1 protein-coding gene is annotated in these 1869 nt (G+C 63.5%); it reads right to left on the bottom strand.

What is annotated here, in order from left to right; genetic code table 11:
- Nucleotides 1–89 precede the first annotated feature (89 nt).
- The gene (dnaB, locus tag KDH09_11290; protein ID MCB0220271.1) at nucleotides 90–1607 is read right to left on the bottom strand and encodes a replicative DNA helicase; all 1518 of its coding nucleotides are present in this window, start codon (nucleotides 1605–1607) and stop codon (nucleotides 90–92) included.
- Between the last annotated feature and the right edge of the window lie 262 nt (nucleotides 1608–1869).

The following is a 1869-nucleotide window of genomic DNA, read 5'->3' as shown; positions in this document are numbered from 1 at the left end:
GGAGCAGGGCCCCGTGTCAAGGAGTTGTTACAAACGCGGGGTGACTCAACTCACTGAAATTTCTATTGATTTTTGGATCAACGAGGCGCTCAGAAGCCCATTTCCTGCCCCGGATCGCCGCCGCTGCCGCCCCCGTAGCTGCCTCCGGAGTCCGATCCGCCGCCGTAGCTGCCCGAATCGCCCCCGCCGTAGCTGCCGCTTCCGCCGCCGCTGTTGCCACCACCGCCATAGTTGCCCCCGGCAGCCCCGTAGCCCCCACCGTCGGTGTAGTCGACGAAGGTGGTGTATTCCTTGAGGAAAGTCAGCGGAATGGTCTTGGTCGCGCCCGAGCGGTTCTTGGCCACGATGAGCTCGGCCTTGTTGGGCTCTTCGGCGTGCTCGTTGTAGTGCGAGTCGCGGTAGATGAAGGTCACGATATCGGCGTCCTGCTCGATGGCGCCCGATTCGCGAAGGTCGCTGAGCATGGGGCGCTTGTCCACGCGGGCTTCAACGCCGCGGTTGAGCTGCGAGAGCGCAAGCACCGGCCAGCCCAGCTCCTTGGCCAGTCCCTTGAGCGAGCGCGAGATCTCGGCCACTTCCTGGGCGCGGTTGTCGCTGCTGCGCGGGGCCTGCATGAGCTGGAGGTAGTCCACCACCACGAGCCCCATCTCCGCTTCCTTGCAAAGTCGCTTGATGCGGCGGGCCTTGGCCTTGAGTTCCAGCGGCGTGATGCCCGGCGTGTCGTCGATATAGACCGGCGCGTCCGAGAGTGTGCTGGCCGCATCGATGAGACTGCTGATGGCGTTTTCACTGAGGAAGCCCCGGCGCATCTGCGCCGAGTCGATGCGCGCCTCCGATGAGAGCATGCGCATGACGAGCTGCTCGCTGCTCATTTCCAGTGAAAACACCGCCACCGGAATGTCGGCCAGCACCGCGGCGTTCTGCGCGATGTTGAGCGCGAGCGAGGTCTTGCCCATGGAGGGGCGCGCCGCGAGGATGATCAGGTCGGTGGGCTGCAGGCCCGAGAGCAGATGGTCGATGTCGGCAAAGCCCGTGGGCACGCCGGTGATGTCCTGGTGGTTTTCCTGCAGTCGCTCGATGTGCTTGAAGGCGTTGCGCACCACGTCGCGAATGGGGCTGAAGGGTTTGTGAAGCTGGCGCTCGCCGATCTCGAGGATCTTGGCCTCGGCCTTGTCGAGCATGTTCTTGACGGGCTCGTCGGCCTCGTACGAGGCGGCGGCGATCTCCGTGGAGGCTTCAATCAGGCGGCGATACAGGCCCTTGTCGCGGACAAGGCGGCCGTAATAGACGACGTTGGCGGCAGTGGGCACGCGGCCCGCCAGATAGGCGAGAAAGGCCTCACCGCCCACGGTCTCCAGGTCGCCGGCATCCTTGAGCGAGGTCCCCAGCGTCACCAGGTCGATGGGCTCGCTGCGGTCGGAGAGTTCCTGCATCGCGGTGAAGATCTTGCGGTGCTTCTCGCGGTAGAAGTCCTCGGGCTCGAGGAAATCGATCTCGTCCATGGCGTCGTTCTTGAGCAACACGCCGCCCAATACCGACTCCTCGGCATCGATGTTCTGCGGCGGCACGCGCCCGCCGCGCTCGACTGCAATGCTTCCCTCGGCCATCAGCGATTCCCTCTACTTCCCCAAACAATCAACGGAGGTCTGTTTCTACCGCATGAGCGGGGCAGTAAGAAGTGTATGACTCGTGCCGGTTGCCGCCTGTGGAGAACCTGTCCAGAGGCGACCGTCCTGTGCCGACTTGCCCCTTGCAGGGCCGCCCGGCACAGTGAAAAATATTTTCTCTCCAGAACTTATCCACAGCCACTCAACCGAAACTCACCCAAACTCATCATGGGGGGCGAGTGTGTCATGAGGTGTCACATGC

The organism is Chrysiogenia bacterium, from assembly GCA_020434085.1.
In the GTDB taxonomy this organism is placed as follows: Bacteria; JAGRBM01; JAGRBM01; order JAGRBM01; family JAGRBM01; genus JAGRBM01.
This window is presented reverse-complemented; position numbering and strand designations above follow the sequence as displayed.

Excerpts from the sequence above, each read along its gene's own strand:
- dnaB (MCB0220271.1), bottom strand. The coding sequence starts at position 1,607 with ATGGCCGAGGGAAGCATTGCAGTCGAGCGCGGCGGGCGCGTGCCGCCG.